This is a genomic window from Williamsia sp. Leaf354 (genome assembly GCF_001424365.1).
GTDB lineage: Bacteria > Actinomycetota > Actinomycetes > Mycobacteriales > Mycobacteriaceae > Williamsia_A.
This window is the reverse complement of record NZ_LMPL01000001.1, coordinates 755,153-773,134: the sequence shown is the minus strand read 5'-3', so window position 1 is coordinate 773,134 and position 17,982 is coordinate 755,153. Positions and strand designations below refer to the sequence as shown.

Here is a 17,982-nt window from a genome sequence, read left to right as displayed (position 1 = left end):
CCGACGTGATTGGCGCTCGGTCACGGCCCGCCTCTCTGTCCACCGATCGCTCGACACGCTCCGCGTACCGTTGTCGACATGACGACTGACGGTGCAGAAGAACGCCAACAGATCGACATGGTCATCGACCGCATCGCCGCGAGCCGAGAACTACCTCGCGAGCGTGTGGCCGATGTTGTCGACAAGGCATATCGAGAACTCGAACAGAACCGGATCCGGGACTTCGTTCCCCTGCTCGTGGAGCGCCGTGCACTGCGGGACCTCGACCGTGAATCCGTCGACTGAACTGACGAACACTCTGTCCTCGAGCGGCCGGCGTCAGTCGATGATCACCGCGCGGTTCTCGCGCTGCAGGGTGGCGAGGCCGTCGCGCATGGCCTGGATACGTTCGGGTGGGTGGCCGACCCAGTCGGTGAGCTCGCCGACGACGGTGACGGGTTCGAGGGTGCGGAACGACTGGGTCGGGTTGCCCGGGAACTTCTTGTCGGTCACGTTCGGGTCGTCCTCGACCGCGCCGGTCGGCTCCACGAGATAGATGCGGCCCGGTCCGTCGCCGACAGCCATCTCCGCTCCCCACACCGCGGCGTCGAGCGTTCTCGTCATGTAGACGTGCCGGAGCGGCCGCTCGCGGAAGTTCGAGCGGTGGCCCGGCACCAGCCGGTCCCCCACCGCCAGATCGGCCTTGGTCCCGTGCAGCCATCCACCGGATTCGTGCACCTCGAACGGTGTCGGTACCTGCGCCATGCGCGCACTCCCCTCGTCCCGCCGCGCCGGGTCCGGACGCGAGCACGACGATGGTGCACCGCCACCGGGGTCTTGCCGCAAGACCCCCTCCCGCACCTATCCTGAAAGCAACGGTCGTGTGCGTCGCGGTGATGCGGCGCCCGATAGGTTGTCATCATCAGTTGCCGGCGTTCGCGCCGGGCGTTGCACGATTCGATGAGGACGAAGGACAGCCATGACATTGCTGGGAGTGGTCGGCGGCGGAACGATGGGCGCCGGTATCGCCGAGGTCGCCGTACGCGCAGGTGACGAGGTCATCGTCCTGGAGCGCGATCAGGCCGCCGCCGACGCCGCGACGGCTCGTATCGAGAAGTCGCTGGCCCGCGCGGTCAAGTCGGGCAAGCTGAGCGACGACGACTCCGGCGCCGCTCTCGGCCGGTTGCGCACGACCACCTCGATCACCGATCTCGGCGATCGCGAACTGGTCATCGAGGCGCTTCCCGAGATCGAATCGCTGAAGATCGGATTCTTCGCCGATCTGGACAAGGCGACGTCACCCGAGGCGATCCTGGCCACCAACACCTCGTCCATCCCGATCATCCGGGTCGCCAAGGACGTCGCCGACCCGAGCCGCGTGGTCGGAGTGCACTTCTTCAACCCCGTCCCCGTGATGCCCCTGGTGGAGATCATCTCCAGCCTCGTGAGCTCCGAGCACGCCGTCGAGACCGTCACCACCTATGCGCGAGACCATCTCGGCAAGCGCACCATCGCTGCCGGCGACCGCGGTGGATTCGTGGTCAACGCACTGCTGGTGCCCTACCTCCTGTCGGCAATCCGCATGTGCGAGAGCGGATACGCCACGAAGGAGGACATCGACACCGGCATGGTGAACGGGTGCGCGCATCCGATGGGTCCGTTGACCCTCTGCGACACCGTGGGTCTCGACGTGATCCTCGACGTCTCCGAGTCGCTGTACGCGGAGTTCGCCGAACCCCACCTGGCCGCGCCGCCGTTGTTGCGCCGCATGGTCGACGCCGGGTTCCTCGGCAAGAAGTCGGGCCGGGGTTTCTACGACTACTCTCGCTGAACGCGAGCAGATCGGAAGATCTGCAACAGGATTCGGTCGACGACTGGTGCCGGCAGGTGGTGCAGGACGCTGCGTCGGAGATCGGCGCGGACGGAATAGTGCGCGCGTGGGCGCTTCGCGGTGGCCGCGCGCCACACCACCTCGGCCAGCAAGCGGGGGTCGTGCGCGCGTTCCTGCTCGCGTGCCGCGAGGTGGCCGACCCGGTCGATGAGCTCACCGAAGTGCGTCGAGGTGTCGCGGGCATGGTCGAAGGCTCGGCCGATGCCGTCGACCATGTCGGTGCGGAACGGTCCGGGGCGGATCGTGCTCACCGGGATGCCGAGGAACATGAGCTCGCGCCTGAGTGCGTCGGAGTACGCCTCCACGGCGTGCTTGGTGATCGCATACGGCCCGTTGAGCATCAATGCGCTCTGCCAGCCGGTTTCGGAACTGATGGTGATGACACGTCCACCCGCGTCGATCACCTGCGGCAGAGCCGCTTTCACCACACGGTAGGTGCCGAGCAGGTTCACCTCGAGCAGCCCGGTCAGTTCACCCTCGTCGATCTCGGCGACGGATCCGACGCGCATCACACCCGCAAAGGTGACCACGGCATCGAGGCCGTCGGCCGCTTCGTGCCGGGCGATCTGTAGTGCGGTCTCGACGGAATCGGTTCGGGTGACGTCGATCTCGATCGGTACGATGCGCTCCGCCGGGGGCGGTGGTCGCAGATCGGCGGCGAGCACGCGCCACCCCCGATGCGCGAACAATGTGGCCGCGGCGCCTCCCAGTCCGCCGCCGGCTCCGGTGATGAGAACCGTCGGGGTCACCGAGCACTCATCCGGCGACCCGGTCGCGGGTCAACACGCAGTGGGTCCGACTGTAGATGGTCGGCATGCACTCGTTGCAGTGCGTGCAGAGTGACCGCGGCCGGTCGTTCGCCTGGATCCGGTTGATGAGATCCGGTTGGCGGAGCAGAGCCCGTGCCATCGCGACGAACTCGAAACCCTCGCTGCGTGCGAGATCCATCGTCTCCCGCGACGTGATGCCGCCGAGCAAAATCAGGGGCATGGTGAGTTCGTGCCGGAACTGCCGCGCCATGTCGAGCAGGAACGCCTCCTGATAGGGGTAGGCCCGGAGGAACGGGCCGGCCAACCGCATCCCCCACCCCAGCGGTGGCGGGAACGCCCGGGCGAAGCTGCGCCGCGGGGCGTCGCCGCGGAACAGGTACATCGGGTTGAGAAGCGAACTACCCGCGGTCAATTCGAGTGCGTCGAGGGCGCCGTCGTCCTGCAGCCAGCGACCGATCTGCAGGCTTTCCTCGATGTGCAGGCCCGGCGCGACACCGTCGTCCATGTTGAGTTTGGCGGTGACCGCGAGGCGGTCGCCGACCCGGTCACGCACCGCCGACGCGATGTCGCGGGCGAGGCGGGCCCGGTTGCGCAGCGAGCCGCCGTACTCGTCGCGACGTCGATTGAGGAGCGGACTGAAGAACGCGCTCACGAGATAGTTGTGGCCGAAATGGATCTCGACGGCGTCGAAGCCCGCCTGCTCGGCGTGGCCGGCGGCGTCGGCGTGCGCCTGCACCACCTCGCGGAGTGCCGCGGCGTCGGGGCGGTGCATCATCTTCATGCTCAGGGGGCTGAACAGCCGTGTGGGGGCCAGCGCCGGAGACCGGTTCGACGCCGCGTTCGCGACGGGGCCTGCGTGGCCGATCTGGGCGCTGACCGCGGCACCTTCGGCGTGGACTGCGTCGGCGAGTCGTCGCAACCCGGGTACGGCGTCGGGGCGCATCCAGATCTGGTGTCGATCGGTGCGACCGCCCGGCGCGACGGCGCAGTAGGCGACCGTGGTCATCCCCACCCCACCGGCGGCGGGGGCACGGTGGTACTCGATGAGGTCGTCGGTGACCAGTGCATCCGGTGTGCGTCCCTCGAAGGTCGCCGACTTGATGACCCTGTTGCGCAGCGTGATCGGCCCCAGCCTCGCCGGTTCGAAGATGTCACTCATCGTCACTCGCCCTCCTCGGACAGACCTGCGGCCACGAAACGGCACAGGGACTCGACCTGTCGCGCCGACAGCACACGGTCGCCGGCGAGCGGATCGCCGAACTGCCCCAGGATCAGCTCGAACGCCAGGGCCCACCGTTGCCTCGCCTCGGACACCGACAGCCCGGAGACGTTGTGACGCAGCATCTCCACGAAGGGTTCGAGGGTGAACCACCGTCCGGTCCAGGCCATCTCGCGGCGGCCGAGCACGACGCGGGCCAGGAGATGGAGGTACAACCGACCCGCGGGGTCGTCGGCCATGGTGACCAACGGCGCGACGACGCCGTCCACGATCTCGCGCACCCCGAGCGATTCGGCGTCCATCCGCGACACCGGCTCCAACCACGCCGGTCCGAGCCGCGCCTCGAGCAGCGCGGCGACGAGTCGTTCCTTCGATCCGAAGTGATAGTGCACCGCGGCGGCGTTCATCCCGGCCTCGGTGCACACCGCGCGCACCGACACCGCGTCGTACCCCGACCGCAGCAGGAGCGACTCGGCGGCCACCAACAGTCGTTCCCGGGTGTCGACCTCGATCTGTTCCACACCCTGAGTAGAACACGTTCCAATCAGTAGTTCAATCACTGATTGACGCCCCATCGATCGGGCACTTGTCTCCGTCGAACGGGCACTTATCTCCGTCCATCGGGCACTTATCTCCGTCCATCGGGCACTTATCCCCGTCCATCGGGCACTTGTCTCCGTCGAACGGGCACTTATCCGCGTCGAACGTGCAGTTATCGCCATCGATCGGGCAGATCACCGACGCCGCGGTGCCCTCTCATCGCGTAGTCGCTCGATCCGGGTGACGAACCCGATGGGATCGTCGCCGAGTTGCACGCTGTTGCGGCGCTCCGTGTGCCATCCCAGGTCCGCGGTTGCGCGGTCGCGTGCCGCATCGGATTCCCGTTGTTCGTCGGAGTAGTGATAGTCGAACCCGTCGAACTCGAAGGCGATCTTCTCGGCGCGATACGCGTGATCGAACCGCGCAATCTTCCGCCCGGACGCGTCGCGGATCACGACCTGGGTCTCCGGTCGAGGCAGGTCCGCGGCCAGCACGAGAAGGCGCATCCAGCTCTCGCCGAAGGACTCCGCCTTGGGGTCGATCCAGGGGACGAGGCCTCGGATCTGGCGGATCCCCCGCGTCCGAGGATGGTCGACGATGAACCGCCACAGCCGACCCAGGTCGATGTCGGTGGCATGAGTGAGTGCGTCGAGGTAGCCCAACGCCGACCAGGCGGGCGTGCGGCGGCCCAGGTCGTAGGCCGTGCGGATCGGCGAGGTGACCGGCATCCCGTCGAGCGTGAGGACGTCACACGGGTCGAGATCGGTACGGACCACGCGGATGTTGTCGAGTTCTCGTCCCTGTCCGGTGGGGCAGCGGAGGAGTTCGAGACGGTTCGCATCCCTGTAGAAGGACACGCCGTACATCCTCGCGGCGCTCACACCGCCCACGACAGCACCCGGCCCTGCCCGCAGCCACGCGGCGCGGATGGCATCGATCGGGGCGAGGTCGGCCCCGGGGTCGGTGTAGACACCGCGATGGATCCGCTGGAAGTCGCGCGCAACGACCGTCGGCGACAGGTCGGAGGATGTGATGAGGAACGGTTTGTCGATGGTCATGTGGGCTTGGACGTTCCGAACACACCAAACGGTTCACTCGGATCGCGAACTGCCCGATCGATGAGAATTGCTGCACGGTGGACGCATCTACCTGCACGATCGACGGCGTTACCTGCCCGATCGACGGAGATAAATGCCCGATCGACGGCGTTAACTGCACGATCGACGCGGATAAGTGCCCGATCGACGGCGTTAACTGCACGGTCGGCGGGTGGGTCAGCTGACGATGTCCTTGCGGTGGAACCACCACCAGGCCGCGCCGAACAACACCGACGAGTAGATCAGCGAGATACCGACCCCGCGGGCCATGTCCTCCCAGATCACGTTCGGACCCAACGCATCCAGCCAGGCGAACTGATAGTGCGTGGGCAAAAACTGTCGGTACGGGTCGAGCGCGGAGATCGAGTCGAGGATGTTCGACAGGATCACCAACATCGTCGCGCCACCGACCGCACCCAGCGGCGCGTCGGTGAGAACGCTCAGCAGGAACGCGAACCCCGCGACCACCATCGACTGGATCAGCGTGTACCCGACCACGATGGCGAGTCGTTGCAGCGTCTGCGAACTCGTGAAGTCACCACCGAGCGGCGACTGTGCCGGCCCCCATCCGAAGAACAGTCCGCCGATCACATAGGCCCAGACCGGCAGCAGGATGAGCACGATCGCGCTCGACGCGAGGCCGATGAACAGCTTCTGGCGCAACAGATGTGAGCGGCGCACCGGGATCACCAGCAGGTAGCGCAACGACGCCCAGCCCGCCTCGCCGGCGACGGTGTCACCGCAGAACAGCGCGACCAGCACCGTCAGCAGGAACGAACCCGCCGCGAACTCGGTGAACAGGGCGAAGTTCGCGCCGCCCGCGGTGGCCAGTCCGTAGAGCGCCGAGGTCTGACGCCCACCCTGGTCGCCGCCCGCGGTCGACGGATCGTCGGAGCTGAGGGAGAACGCGATCGCGATGATGGGCGGCAGGATCAGCACGAGCAGTGCGGCCACCTGGGTGCGGCGACGACGCAACTGCCGCACCGCTTCCACACGCAGTCCCAGGGTTCGGCGGGAGCGGAACTCGACCGGTGCGACGGGTCCGATGGAGTCGAGACGATCGTGCACCCCCTTGCGGGTGGCGGCGACACGCGTGGCGGCGGTCGGGTCGTCAGATGAGGGTGCGGTCACGAGGACTCCTCTCCGATCAGGTCGAGGAACGCCTCTTCGAGGTGCCTGCGTGATTCGACGACGTCGGCGTCGATACCGGCATCGGCCAGGACCCATTGCGCTGCCGCCACGTCGGCGACAGCGAGGGTCGAGGTGGCCGCGCCGGCGAGTTCCTCCACCGACCCGGCGGTGATGAGTCGACCCTTGTGCATGACCACGACGTGGCTGCAGGTCTGCTCGACCTCCGACAGCAGGTGGCTCGACACCACGACCGTGCGTCCGGTGGCGGCGTACCGCCGCATCACCTCGCGCATCTCGGCGATCTGCGGCGGGTCGAGACCGTTGGTGGGTTCGTCGAGGATCAGCAGCTCCGGCAGTCCGAGCATGGCCTGCGCGATGGCGAGACGCTGGCGCATGCCCTGGCTGTACTTGCGGACCTTGCGGTCGACCGACGCTCCGAGACCGGCGATCTCGAGTGCGGTCTCGACATCGGCGTCGGCGCGGGGGCGTCCGGTCGCTGCCCAATAGAGATCGAGGTTCTCGCGACCCGATAGGTGCGGGAGAAGTCCCGGACCCTCGATGAACGCGCCCACGCGGGCCAGCACGGCCGATCCGGGGCCGACGTGCCGACCGAACAGGCGGATCGATCCGGCCGTGGGTGAGATGAGTCCGACCATCATGCGCAGGACCGTCGTCTTGCCGGCGCCGTTGGGGCCGAGCAGTCCGACCACCTGACCCTTCTCGACGCTGAACGACACCCCGTCAACGGCGCGATAGGAGTCGCCGTACTCCTTCACGAGGCCTTCGACGACGATCGGCGACACGTCATCGGCCGGCAAGTCGGCACTCTCGGTACGACCACGACGCCAACCCGCGAACGAGATCCCCGCGATGAGAGCCAGCAGCACGACGATTCCGGCGATCGGCCAGGCCCACGGGAACGGCGCCGAGCGTGCCTCACCGGTGAGGGTGGTGAGCGACAGCGTCGGCGAATCGAGTGCGATGGAGTACGTCCGGGCGTCGGTCGGCAGGGCGAACCCGAGGTCGGTCGTCGACACCTGCACCGCGACACGATGTCCTGCGGCGACCGTTCGGACGACCGTCGGCAGGTTCACCGTGACCGACGTGGGTTGTCCGGGGGTGAGTCCCGTCAGCCGTACAGGCGTCACGAGACCTGACGGCTGGGTCCGCTTGCCGTCGGTGTCGACATCGACCAGGGAGACGAACAGCGTTGCGTCGCTGGTGGTCAGCGGCGTGACGCGCAACCGCACGGTCGACGATCCGCCCACGAGCGTGTCCGACGCCAGCGGCGCCGAGACGAAGCCGCCGGCCTGACCGGGAAGCGCCGACAACGACACCCCGCCCGTGACCGAGGTGGCCGTAGCCAGCAGGCTGCCGATGCCGGGCACGGCGGTGATGGCGGTCGGGGTGCCGCCGGCGGGGGCGTTGACGAGCTGCGTGCCGCCGAGCAGCGGCATCTGCCGCGTCTTCTGTGCTGCGTCCAACGACGCCGCGCTCAGCGGCCGCGCCGTGGACCGTCCGGTGTCCGCCGACAGGGCGCCGTCGGCAACGTCGGCGGAGAAGCCACTCTGCGGGGTCTGCTTGTCCTGCAACACCGTTGCGAACCACGACTGCACCGCCGACGAGATGTCGCCACCGGGTTGGTCGTGTCCCCCGGTCCGCCACTGCATCCGTACCGGCGTGCCGTTCGCCGCGATCCCGGTGGCGTTGCGCACGGCCTGGTCGATGGGGAACAGCGAGTCCTGCTGCCCCTGGGTGAGCAGGGTCGGCGCCGTGATGCGCCCCAGCACCGACGCCGGACTCGATGCCCGCATCAGGGTCTGCAGTGCGGCGGTGGGAGCCCCGGCCGTCGCCGACGCCTGGTATGCCGCACACACGTCGGGCGCGAACTTCCCGCAACCGTTCTCGGTGGCGGTGTTCGCCGCCTGGCTGAACAGTTGACCGGCCCAGGCGCGTTTGAACACGCCGTTCGGAAAGAGGGCCTGCGACAGGTCGTTCCAGGTGATGTCGGCCGCGATGGCGTCGACCCGACGGTCGTAGGCCGCAGCCAACAGAGCGACGCCACCGCCGTAGGAACCGCCCGCGATGCCGACCCGGGGATCGTTCGGTCCGTCGCGCTCGACCTCGGGCATGGTCGCCAGGCGGTCGATGATGCGCCGGGCGTCGGCGATCTCGTAGTCGGGGCTGTCGAGATGGACGAGCCCGCCCGATGCGCCGAAACCGCGCGCCGAATACGCGACCACCACGTAGCCGCGACCGGCGAGGGTGCGTGCCTCCGACGTCAGGTCGTCTTTCGAACCCCCGAAGCCGTGCGCGAGGATCACCGCCGGGGCGGGCAGGGTGGCGGGCAGGAACAGCGACGCGTCGAGCGACACCGGTGTGGTGCCCTCGGGTACCCCCGCGATGGACATCGACCGTTCGGAGACCGCGCGGTCGTCGCCGCCGGACGTCGCGATCACGGCGATCACCACCGCCAGCACGACGACCACGACCGCGGCCACGATCAGCCAGAGTCGACGACCCCCGCGCACCGTCCGACTGATACCGATGCTGTTCTCCCTCGATGCCCGCGACCCGCGTCGGTCGTCCGCATCGATCATGCCCGCAATCGAGCGGCCCTGCCGTCGGGCAGGACCGCGGGCGCCGCGCGACACTCCACTACGCTCCGGGACGTGGACCCCGACACCATCGGCGACGACGAGTCACCGGGCGACGTGATCGCCCGTGTCGTGCGTGACGACATCCTCGCCGGTCGTCTCGCGGCCGGGGAACGCCTGGTGGAGGAGGCGCTCGCCAAGCAGTTCGGTGTGTCGCGTGTGCCCGTCCGCGAGGCGCTCGGCCAGCTCGAGGGCGAGGGTTTCGTCACGATCGTCCGATACCGCGGCGCGACCGTGTCCACGTCGTTGCGCAAGGACAACCGGGAACTGCTGGAGGTACGGAGGGGTCTCGAGGTACTCGCTGCACGGTTGGCCGCGGTCAGGCGCGGAGGCGAGGTCGCCGACGAACTCGCCGCCTATGCGCGCCCGACGCGGTCCCCCGGCCCGGACGCCGGTTCGGCCGGACGCCCGTTCCACGAACTGGTGGCGATCGCCGCCGGCAACGACCAGCTGCGGGAGATGCTCGCGACGGTGAGCAGGCGTGTCGCCTGGGGACTCGGCGACGACCCGGAGGCCTCGGAGTACGACCACGCCGCGCTGACCCGGGCGATCCTCGGTGGATCCGAGATGCAGGCGGGCTATCTGATGGACGAGCACCTGCGCCGAGACGAGCGCTTGGCGGACAGCGACGGTCTCGAAAGCTAGAAGTCGTATACGACTGGAGCGATATATCGTTGGTTTAACACGTTCGTAGCGTAGGGTAACGCTGGTGACACGCTGTTTGTATACAAATTGGTGCAGTCGCCCCCGAGCAGCGAGGCGATTCGCCGCCGATCACGAGATCTCCGGTGCCAGATACTCCCATCCCCGGAGAAGTCGCCATGTCCATCCCCGCACCGCTCACCGAGCCCGCCACGCTCGTGCCCCCCGCCTCGACCGACACCACCCCACCCGCCGACCACACCCCGCCGGCCCAGGGGCTGACGGCAACCCTCGACAAGATCGGGTTCACCCGAGTCCAGGCCGCGGTCATCTTCCTGCTGATGGCCGGACTGTTCTTCGACAGCCTCGAGCAGAACTCGACCGGCGCCATGGGCCCGCTCATCAAGGACTCGCTCGGGATCGGCAACGCGCAGCTCACGCTGATCAACACCGCCACGGTCATCGGCGGCCTGGTGGGCCGGCTGATCGGCGGCTACATCGCCGACCGTTGGGGCCGGCGGGTCGCACTCAGCCTCAACCTCCTCGTCTACACCCTCGGTGGCCTGATCAGTGCCGCAGCCGTCAATTACGAGATGCTGCTGGCCAGCCGCTTCATCGTCGGCATCGGCCTGGGCGGCGAGTTCACCGTCGGCCTGGCGATCCTCGCCGAGGTGGTGGCCACTCGTCACCGTGGTTCGCTGCTCGCGACGCTCAACATCTCCTCGGGAGGCATCGGCAACATCGCCTCGTTCGGATTCTTCCTGCTCGTTCTCGGCCCGCTCGGCAGCGTCCTCGGTGGAGCCGACCACTCGTGGCGCTGGACCTACGTGATCCTCGCTCTCCCTGCGCTTCTCGTGGTCGCCTTCCGTCGCTATCTGCCCGAGTCGCCGCGGTTCCTGCTGTCGAAGGGCCGCGTCGACGAGGCCAACCGCTCGCTGACCCGCCTTGCCTCCGGCTCGATCTCCGGTCTGCGCAACCCCGGTCCGACCAAGCAGTTCGTGACCGCCGAGGACGCACTGCCGCACGTGAAGACCTCCTACGCCGAGGTGTTCAAGGGCCGCAACCTGCGTCGTACCGCAGCCATCGGTTCGGCATCATGGATGTCCTTCGGTGCACAGGTGACACTGCTGTTCCTCATGCCGATCCTGCTGGTCTCGAGGGGCTACTCGCTCTCGGACTCGCTGCTGTTCACCATGATCATGAACGTCGGCAGCCTGTTCGGAGCCTGCACCGCCTGCTACCTCGCGAGTCGGGTCCCCCGCCGCATCACCGTGATGTCGGCTGCCGTCCTCGGATGCATCGCCGCGATCGCCTTCGCGGTCTTCGCCCAGAACGTGCTGCTGATCCTGGTGCTGGGAGCCATCTTCCAGTTCTTCACCATGCTGCTCAACACGATGCTGTCGGTGTGGACGCCGGAGCTGTTCCCCACCTCCATCCGGGCCATGGGTGCCTCGGTGGTCAACGGGATCGGCAACGTCGCCGGCGCGGTCATGCCCTTCGCCGCACTGTTCTTCTTCAACATCGCCGGTGTCGCCGGGGTGTTCTTCATGATCGCCGCGATGTACGGCCTGCTGGTGGTCGCGGCCAAGTTCGGACCGGAGACGTTCGGCAAGTCGCTGGAGGCCGCCACTGAGGCCCCCGCCGACATGCCGATCGCCGCCTGAACCCGGCCTGGCCTGAAACCCGCACTCCCTGAACTCGATCCCCTCATCACCACAGAAAGCAGACACGCAATGTCGCACCTAGCGATCTCCGCCACCGCACACGGACTCAACTACCTCCCCGAGTACTACGCCGATCACGCCGGCCTCTTCGCCGACCGCGACCTCACGGTCCACGCGAAAGCCTGCGACCCCTGGACCGGAGTCCTCGACGACCTCGCCAGCGGCGCAGCCGATGTCGCCCTCGGCGGAATCTGGGTCCCCGGCATGTACCACGGCACATCCCGGGAGCTGACCGTCTTCGCCCAGCTCAATCACCAGTTCCCCAAGGCGCTCGTGACCCGCGAGGAACAGACCACGGTATTCGAGTGGTCGCAGCTGACCGGGAAGACCGTGCTCGCCCCCGGCATCGGCGGCAGCGCGCCGTACGCCATCACCGCCGGGATGATGCGCGAGGCGGGCGTCGACTCCTCGGAGACGGTGTTCCTGCGGGATCTCTCGACCCCGATGTTCGTCGAGTTGTTCGAGGACGGTCTCGGCGACGCGATCATCCTCGACATCACCACCGCGCAGTCCATGCACGATCGGGGCACCGGGCACATCGCCGTCGAGTACGCCGAGGTCGGCGGTCTCGGCCCGAACAGCGTCTACTACTGCCGCACCGATCGTTTCGAGGAGCTCAGCGATCGCCTCGTCGCGTTCACCGCTGCTCTGAGTGACGGCATGGCGGCAGTGCGACAGGCACCGGTCACCGAGCTCGAGCCGCTGTTGGCCGAGCACTGGCCGTCCATGCCGCTCGCCACCCTGGCGGCGTCGTGCGCGCGGATCCAGAAATCGCGCACGTGGGACACCGTCGTCATCGACGGCCCCGCCACCGATCGGTGGATGCGCATCCTGGCCGAGGAGGGCATGGTGCGCACCGCACCGGCCTTCGCGGACCTGGTGAACACCCGGATCGTCGACGCGGCCGAGCTGGTAGCGGTCGGCTGAAGATGACCCTGGTGTTGCGGCACTCCCATGTGACCGCCCTGCTCGACCGCGTCGCAGTACTGGACGCGGTCGAGCAGGCCCATTCCGACCTCAGCACATGGGCCGCGCAGAACCCCCGCCCGATCTCGATGGGCGCACCCGAGGACGGCGCGGTGATCGGGATGGCCGCCGAGCTCCGATCCGCCGATCTCGTTGCGGTGAAGGTTCTCTCGGACCTCCCCGGCAATACCGCGCACGGCCGGCCTCGGCAACGATCGACGATCGTCGTCACGTCCACGGTCACCGGCGAATGCGTCGCGCTGATCGACGGACGTGCGATCACCGCGATGCGGACCGCCGCCACCAGTGCGATCGCAACCAAGTACCTCGCCCGCGCAGACGCCTCCATCCTCGGCCTCGTGGGAGCGGGCAACCTCGCCGTCGAGCACACCCGAGCCATTGCCCTGGTCCGGCCCATCGACCGCATCGTGGTCTGGTCCCGATCGAGCTCGACCGTCGAGGCGTTCGGCGAGAAGATTGCCGACCTGAAAATCCCCGTCATGCACGCCGAATCCGTTGATCATGTTGTCGCACAATCCGACATCGTGTGCACGCTGACCCCGTCGGTCAGCCCGATCCTTCTCGGGGAATCGCTTCGACCGGGCATGCACGTCAACGCCGTCGGCGCGGCGCCTCGGCCCGACGAACGCGAGGTGGACGGCACCGCTATGGCCCGCTCCCGCGTCGTCGTCGACAGCCGCGCCACCGCGCTGGCCAAGTCGGGCGACGCGCTACTCGCCATCGCCGAGGGCGCGATCACCGAGGCCGACATTGCCATCGAACTCGGTGACGTGATCAGCGGCCGCACGCCCGGCCGTCGAGACGCCGACGAGATCACGCTGTTCGACTCGACAGGAATCGGCCTGCAGGACCTCGCCACCGCGGCCCTGGTGATCGGGCGGGCGCGTGCCGCCGGCATCGGAACCGACATCGACATGTCCGCCTGACGCCGGCGCACCGCTACACCGGCGCGAGCACGTCCTCGCGGTCGTGGGTCGCGAGCTTCGGCGACGACACGACGAGTCCTGCGAGCGCGGCGAGAGTGGCCGCGACCGCGCAGATGGTGAACAGGATCTGGTAGCCGCCCAGCGACGGCAGCGCTGCACCGCCGACGGTGACGGTGATCGCGGCGAGGAGGCTGCCACCGACCGCGCTGGCCAGGGTGCTGCCCAACGACCGTGCGAGGGTGTTGATCCCGTTGGCGGCCGCGAGATCCGCATCGGGGGTGTGCACGTTGATCAGCGACGGCAGCGACGCGTAGGCGATACCCGTGCCGGCGCCGACGATGGTGCTGCCCAGGATGATCTGCCACAACGAATCGGTGAGCACGATGCGCACCACGAGCCCCGCCGCGATGATCAGACCACCGGCGAACAGGACCTTGCCCGGTCCCCACGCCGCCATCAGCCGGGCCGCGACCGGTGCGAGCAGGAGCATCAGGATGCCGCTGGGCATGAGGCACAGTCCGGCGACGAGCACCGACGACCCGAACCCGTAGCCGGTCGCCTCGGGCGCCTGCACGTAGTTCGCGGTACCCACGAAGCTCGCGAACAACGCGAAGCCCACGAAGATCGAGGCGACGTTCGTGATGGCGACGGGCGGGTTCGACAGGGCGCGCATGTCGACGAGCGGATCGGGCGATCGCTTCTCGACGACGACGAGCAGCGCGAGCAGCACCACCGAGGCGACGAGCAGGCCGATGGTGGCGAACGAACCCCAGCCCCACGACGATCCCTGCGACAGCGGCAACACCAGGCAGACGAGACCGCCGACGAGGAGCACGATGCCGGGCACGTCGATCGCCCCGGGCCGTTCACCGCGCGGGTTGCCGACCACGGCGAGCACCAGCGCGATGCTGGCGAGTGCGCCGACCGCACCGATCCAGTACAGCGCGTGGTAGTCGAAGTGCTCGGCGACGATGCCGGCGAGCGGGAGACCCAGTGCGCCACCGACACCCAGCATCGCGCTGACGAGCGCGACCGCGGAACCCTTGCGGGCCTCGGGCAGCACCGCCGAGAGCAGGCTGATGCCCAGCGGGATGGCCGCGCTGGACAGCCCGGTGATCGCGCGACCGAGGATCATCACGCGGATGTCGTCGGTGAGCGCGTCGATCACCGAGCCGACGAGCAACGCCCCGAGCGCGACGATCAGCATCAGACGGCGTCCGTACATGTCGGCGAGTCGGCCGATCACCGGCACCGCCGCCGCACCGACGAGCAGTGTCGAGGTCAGCAACCACTGCGCCTCGGTGGTCGAGGCACCGATGTCCCGCGAGATCGTCGGCAGCACCGGGAGCACGAGGGTCTGCGCGAGCGCCGCCATCAGCGCACCGAGCCCGATCGCGATGATCTCGAGGTTGGCTCGCCATCCCGATCCGGCGTGCACCTCGTCCTGCGTTGTCGTCGTCGTCATGTCGTCCACTCCCTCGCTGTGCAAACGCTTGTTTACACAGTGACGGTAGACCGCTGTGGCATTCTGGTCAACATGCGTTTACATGAGTCGTCACAGCAACCGGATCCCCCCGGAGAGGCCGTGGGGCGCGAACGCAACGCCGACGCCACACGCGCCGACCTGCTCAAAGCCGCCAAGCGCCGGTTCACGGTCTACGGCTTCGAGCGGACCACCGTGCGCGAGATCGCTGCCGACGCCGGCGCCAACGTGTCGCTGATCAACCGCTACTTCGGGTCGAAGGACGGCCTGCTCGCCGCGGTGCTGGCCGAGACCGCGCTCGTGTTCGACGGCCGACCGACCGTCGGTGCGGCGCGACCCGAGACAGTCGTCGACGAGCTGCTCGCCGGCATGGCGCCCGACGCGTGGCCGGAGTTCGGACACGAGAACCCTCTGGTGCTGCTTCTCCGCGACGCCGCGGGCGACGAGGCGACGGCGAATCTGCGCCAGCGGACGCTCGACGCGGTGATCGAGCGTTTCGCCGGGGACATCGCGAGCGGCGACACGGGCGGTGTCAGCGTGCCCGAAGAGGAGGCCCGCCTGCGCGGCGCACTGCTCTTCGCCATGATGATCGGGGTCGTGTCGCTGCATTCGGCGTTGCCCGACAACGCCTTCGACGTCGCCGACTCACCCCGCTTGCGCTCGATGCTCACCGAGATCGCGGCGTCGATCACCCGGACCGACGTCACGGGATGATGCGGGCCTCCCGATAGCGCTCGACGGCGTCGGCGAAACTGTCCGGCGTGGAACGGAATCCGAGGAACCCGGCCTGACGGCTCTTGGTCATGTCGGTGAGGCACTCGATGTCGCGGCCGAGGTCGCTGTCGGTGTGCCACCACGAGGCAAGACGGTCGACGTCGGGCTCGACGAGGTCGTGGGCCTTCGCGATCTCGGCCCACTCGGCGGCGGCGGAGCCCATGCGGTCATCGAGCGGCTGCGGTTCGGAGTCGAAACCGACGGGCTCCACATCGAAAAGTTCCGCGATCTGCGGCCAGAGCCAGCGCCAGCGGAACACGTCACCGTTGGCGACGTTGAAGGGTTCGTTCGCCCCCGCGTCATGTGTTGCGGCCCAGATCATCTGCTCGGCCAGCAGGCCGACGTCGGTGACGTCGGTGAGGCCGTCCCACTGGGTCCTCGATCCGGGGAACACGAACGGTCGATTGTTCTGCTTGCAGAGGGTGGCGTACACCGACAACGTCAGCGCCATGTTCATCGCGTTGCCGACCGCGAACCCGAAGATGGTGTGCGCCCGGTGCACGCTCCAGGTGAACCCCATGCGGTCGGCAGCGGCGAAGAGCTCGTCTTCCTGTGCGTAGTAGAAGTTCTCGTTGTCGAGACGGGGCTCGGATTCGTGGAACGGCGTCTCGGCCATCACCGCGGTGCCGTAGTCCTCGAAGGGGCCGAGGTAGTGCTTGAGTCCGGTCATCAGCGACACGTGCCGCACCGACGAGCCCTCCAACGCCGCGAACACGTTGCGCAGCAACAGCGAGTTGACCTCGATGTTCTCGGCCTCGGTGTCCTTCTTCATCCACGCGACCAGGAACACGACGTCGGGTTCGATGTCGCGCAGCTTTGCGGTGAGGTCGTCGACGTCGAGGAGGTCAGCCGCGATGGGGGTCACTCCCTCGACCGGCAACGTCTCGTGGCGGGACAAGCCGTAGGTCGTCCAGCCCTCGTCGACGAGTTGGCGACTGATGGCCTGACCGGAGATGCCGGTCGCGCCCACCACGAGCGCGACTCCTGGGGTGTGTTCACTCATGGACAGTGCAGCACGCCCAGCCGGTCACTTTGTTCCATCACGGCCGTGACCAGCACGGAGCCGCTCGGTCAGGCGACGGTGGGCTTGTCGGTCCGGAGCCACTCCACGCCCGATGCAACCGCGTCCTTCAGCGCCGACCGTTCCCCGACGTAATCGGCGGCGGCCCCCACCACGGGCACCGCGCTCAACGTCCGCCACAGACGCGACGGGCGTGGACGCCGCTTCGCCTCGCCCGCGACCTTGCGGAGGAGCTGCGCGGTCGACCAGATCCGCTTCACGACCGCGCGTGCCGACCGTGCGACCGAATGGCCGTCCTCGTCAGCCGGGAGCGGCTCGATGTCGTCGGCGGTGGAGGGTTCGAGCAGTGTTGCCGATGTGATCGTCCGGCCGCAGAGCACGGCGGCGAGCAGGTCGGTCTGCCGCGTGCGGTCGGTGACACCGTGCACGCGGGCGACGGCGCACAGGACGAACGCCTGCTGGGTGAACCCGAGCACGTCCTGGATCGGCAGACGGTCGGCCGCCGCGCCGAACACGCCCGGGTAGGCGACCAGTACCGCGGTCAGCGACCCGACCCGGTCGACCCACCAGTCGGTGCGTTCGTCGGTGTCGAGCGCCTCCCACTTCGGCGACCCCGGCGCAGAGGCCGCGTTGGTCACCCATGCCAGGGAGTCGGCGACTTTCGCCACCGCCCTGTCGGAGAACGAGTCCTCGTCGTCGGCGGGCACGTCGTCGCCGTCGGTCGCGTCGTCGGTGTCATGTGCCGCAGCGGTTTCGGCCTCGGCACGGTCCTCACCGAACGGGTGGCTGTTCTCGAGGACGTCGAGGACGGGCGCGATCATGCCGGTGGCCCGGTGCAGGATCGCGGCGACCTCGGCGTCGGTCAGGTCTTTCACGAGATCACTTGACCGCGCGACGAACCCGCACCGCTGCACTGACGATGAGGGCGATGACCGCACCGACGACGGCGGCGCCGAGCATGGCGACACCCACGCCGAGATCGAAGTCGAAGCTGATGAACTTGATGGTCGTGTGCACCGTGTTCTGCAGGACGAACACCACGAGGGCGATGACGAGGACCAACGCGACTACGAGCGAGATCTTCGTGACAACGCTGGTGCCAGAACGCTTCGCGGGAGTGGAAGAAGTCATGGACGGTTCC

18 protein-coding genes are annotated in these 17,982 nt (G+C 68.1%); 7 read left to right on the top strand and 11 right to left on the bottom strand.

The features are described 5' to 3' along the window. Positions 1 to 78: 78 nt before the first annotated feature. Positions 79 to 285: a three-helix bundle dimerization domain-containing protein gene (locus ASG12_RS03700; protein ID WP_045824633.1), complete on the top strand. Its 207-nt coding sequence runs from the start codon at positions 79 to 81 to the stop codon at positions 283 to 285. Positions 286 to 318: 33 nt separating this feature from the next. On the opposite strand, the gene arr is transcribed toward ASG12_RS03700, so the two are convergent. Then, on the bottom strand, positions 319 to 744 hold the full coding sequence (gene arr / locus ASG12_RS03695) for an NAD(+)--rifampin ADP-ribosyltransferase (protein WP_055785315.1): 426 nt from the start codon (positions 742 to 744) through the stop codon (positions 319 to 321). Between the two features lie 214 nt (positions 745 to 958). Here arr and ASG12_RS03690 point away from each other — a divergent pair, with 214 nt between their 5' ends. Next, positions 959 to 1,810, top strand: coding sequence for a 3-hydroxybutyryl-CoA dehydrogenase (locus ASG12_RS03690; RefSeq protein WP_045824635.1), 852 nt, complete (start codon positions 959 to 961; stop codon positions 1,808 to 1,810). Here ASG12_RS03690 and ASG12_RS03685 read toward each other — a convergent pair. The 6 genes from ASG12_RS03685 to ASG12_RS03655 all read right to left on the bottom strand — a co-directional run bounded on the left by ASG12_RS03685 (position 1,798) and on the right by ASG12_RS03655 (position 9,227). After that, entirely contained in the window at positions 1,798 to 2,619 is an 822-nt protein-coding gene (locus ASG12_RS03685) for an SDR family NAD(P)-dependent oxidoreductase (protein ID WP_055785312.1), read from the bottom strand. The genes ASG12_RS03690 and ASG12_RS03685 overlap by 13 nt on opposite strands. Positions 2,620 to 2,626: 7 nt before the next feature. After that, positions 2,627 to 3,799 (bottom strand): NADH:flavin oxidoreductase, encoded by a 1,173-nt coding sequence (locus tag ASG12_RS03680; RefSeq protein ID WP_055785310.1) that lies wholly within the window; start codon positions 3,797 to 3,799, stop codon positions 2,627 to 2,629. 2 nt (positions 3,800 to 3,801) lie between these two features. Further along, positions 3,802 to 4,380: a TetR/AcrR family transcriptional regulator gene (locus ASG12_RS03675; RefSeq protein WP_055785307.1), complete on the bottom strand. Its 579-nt coding sequence runs from the start codon at positions 4,378 to 4,380 to the stop codon at positions 3,802 to 3,804. Between the two features lie 213 nt (positions 4,381 to 4,593). After that, positions 4,594 to 5,457, bottom strand: a complete 864-nt coding sequence (locus tag ASG12_RS03665) for a hypothetical protein (RefSeq protein ID WP_055785301.1) — start codon at positions 5,455 to 5,457, stop codon at positions 4,594 to 4,596. A 216-nt stretch (positions 5,458 to 5,673) separates the two neighbouring features. Beyond that, positions 5,674 to 6,627, bottom strand: a complete 954-nt coding sequence (locus tag ASG12_RS03660; protein WP_200932721.1) for an ABC transporter permease — start codon at positions 6,625 to 6,627, stop codon at positions 5,674 to 5,676. Further along, entirely contained in the window at positions 6,624 to 9,227 is a 2,604-nt protein-coding gene (locus tag ASG12_RS03655) for an alpha/beta fold hydrolase (protein WP_055785298.1), read from the bottom strand. The genes ASG12_RS03660 and ASG12_RS03655 overlap by 4 nt, the downstream gene beginning before the upstream one ends. Before the next feature lie 72 nt (positions 9,228 to 9,299). On the opposite strand from ASG12_RS03655, the gene ASG12_RS21860 reads away from it, so the two are divergent. From ASG12_RS21860 to ASG12_RS03635, 4 genes are all read left to right on the top strand, one after another. Then, positions 9,300 to 9,929, top strand: coding sequence for a GntR family transcriptional regulator (locus ASG12_RS21860; RefSeq protein WP_055785295.1), 630 nt, complete (start codon positions 9,300 to 9,302; stop codon positions 9,927 to 9,929). Between the two features lie 176 nt (positions 9,930 to 10,105). Then, the gene (locus ASG12_RS03645; RefSeq protein WP_235455968.1) at positions 10,106 to 11,590 is read left to right on the top strand and encodes an MFS transporter; all 1,485 of its coding nucleotides are present in this window, start codon (positions 10,106 to 10,108) and stop codon (positions 11,588 to 11,590) included. Between the two features lie 69 nt (positions 11,591 to 11,659). Then, positions 11,660 to 12,577 (top strand): ABC transporter substrate-binding protein, encoded by a 918-nt coding sequence (locus ASG12_RS03640; protein ID WP_055785292.1) that lies wholly within the window; start codon positions 11,660 to 11,662, stop codon positions 12,575 to 12,577. A 2-nt stretch (positions 12,578 to 12,579) separates the two neighbouring features. Next, positions 12,580 to 13,563, top strand: a complete 984-nt coding sequence (locus ASG12_RS03635; protein ID WP_055785289.1) for an ornithine cyclodeaminase family protein — start codon at positions 12,580 to 12,582, stop codon at positions 13,561 to 13,563. A gap of 13 nt (positions 13,564 to 13,576) precedes the next feature. Here ASG12_RS03635 and ASG12_RS03630 read toward each other — a convergent pair whose 3' ends face one another. After that, positions 13,577 to 15,028: an MFS transporter gene (locus tag ASG12_RS03630; RefSeq protein ID WP_055787561.1), complete on the bottom strand. Its 1,452-nt coding sequence runs from the start codon at positions 15,026 to 15,028 to the stop codon at positions 13,577 to 13,579. Positions 15,029 to 15,148: 120 nt separating this feature from the next. On the opposite strand from ASG12_RS03630, the gene ASG12_RS03625 reads away from it, so the two are divergent. Continuing rightward, positions 15,149 to 15,760: a TetR/AcrR family transcriptional regulator gene (locus ASG12_RS03625; protein WP_055785286.1), complete on the top strand. Its 612-nt coding sequence runs from the start codon at positions 15,149 to 15,151 to the stop codon at positions 15,758 to 15,760. Here ASG12_RS03625 and ASG12_RS03620 read toward each other — a convergent pair. The 3 genes from ASG12_RS03620 to ASG12_RS03610 form a co-directional block, all read right to left on the bottom strand. Beyond that, on the bottom strand, positions 15,750 to 16,823 hold the full coding sequence (locus ASG12_RS03620) for an SDR family oxidoreductase (RefSeq protein ID WP_055785283.1): 1,074 nt from the start codon (positions 16,821 to 16,823) through the stop codon (positions 15,750 to 15,752). The genes ASG12_RS03625 and ASG12_RS03620 overlap by 11 nt on opposite strands. Before the next feature lie 68 nt (positions 16,824 to 16,891). After that, complete coding sequence (locus ASG12_RS03615; RefSeq protein WP_055785280.1) at positions 16,892 to 17,716, bottom strand: hypothetical protein; 825 nt, start codon at positions 17,714 to 17,716, stop codon at positions 16,892 to 16,894. Between the two features lie 4 nt (positions 17,717 to 17,720). Beyond that, positions 17,721 to 17,972: a lipopolysaccharide assembly protein LapA domain-containing protein gene (locus ASG12_RS03610; RefSeq protein ID WP_055785277.1), complete on the bottom strand. Its 252-nt coding sequence runs from the start codon at positions 17,970 to 17,972 to the stop codon at positions 17,721 to 17,723. Between the last annotated feature and the right edge of the window lie 10 nt (positions 17,973 to 17,982).